This is a genomic window from Micromonospora sp. LOL_024, from assembly GCF_048060415.1.
Taxonomy (GTDB): domain Bacteria; phylum Actinomycetota; class Actinomycetes; order Mycobacteriales; family Micromonosporaceae; genus Micromonospora.
This window is the reverse complement of sequence record NZ_JBHMIS010000156.1, coordinates 1-934: the sequence shown is the minus strand read 5'-3', so window position 1 is coordinate 934 and position 934 is coordinate 1. Positions and strand designations below refer to the sequence as shown.

Annotated in this window: 1 protein-coding gene; it reads right to left on the bottom strand. The window is 66.5% G+C overall.

What is annotated here, in order from left to right:
• Positions 1-346: 346 nt before the first annotated feature.
• Positions 347-820: a hypothetical protein gene (locus ACFHWY_RS28675; RefSeq protein ID WP_416583353.1), complete on the bottom strand. Its 474-nt coding sequence runs from the start codon at positions 818-820 to the stop codon at positions 347-349.
• Positions 821-934: the final 114 nt, after the last annotated feature.

Genomic DNA, 934 nt, shown 5'->3' with positions numbered 1-934 from the left:
GGAAGCCGGATCCGAGTGATCGCGGAGTGGTGAGGCACCGTACCGACCTACGCCTCCTGATGTGGCGAAAGCCGAGCTGGGCGTAGCAACCGACAGGTGCTGGAACTTGGCGTGCAGGTCCACGCGTAGTAAAGGTTGTGCGCCGCCACCACCAAGATCGGCATATTAGGCAGTGCCTGCAGGTAGCTGGGTCTGCTCCTATCGCCGTTCATCCGCGAACTGTCCTGACTCCGATGGATGAGCCGGGACGCAAGCGCGATCGCGTGACAGTAGTGAGGGCGATGGACCAGGGTCGCGGGCAAGACCCTGCGTATGGAGGCGGCAGGGCCTCCACCTCCGGCTGCCGTCATTCGGGCCAGAGGTGCACCCGGAACCGCTCGATCCCGTCCAGCCGTCGCCATGCGGCGTGTGTCGTTGCGGCGTCGGCGTACAGGGTGCGGGTCTCCACCTCGCGCGCCGCCGTCTGGACCTCCTCCCGACCCTGATGCTCGACCATCACCCGGTACGTGCCGGGTGTCACCGACATCTCGCACACGATTCCCTCGTCGGTGTCGACGCCGATTCGGCCGCTGATCACCGTGAGCCGGAACGGTCCCTCGTTTTCGTGCATCGCCAACCGAACCCACGGACGGGTGAGCTGATGCCCACACCGGATGTGCAGCACCGTCCCGGCGGCGGCGATCATCTTTCCGCCCCGGCTGCCCGGGATCCGCGCCGCCTGGAACGCAGCCCGTTCGTCGGCACGTGTGTCCACACCGACGTCCCGTACCACGACCAAGCCATTGCCCGTCGCCACTATGGCCTCTGCCGCCGTACTCATCGTCGAGCCTTTCTTCTGAGCGACGGTGGTGCCCCCACGGGGGCACCACCGCGGCTGTTCACCTGCTGATCGCGACGAAGAACGCGTCTCCGTCGATGATGCGCTGCGGCTGGT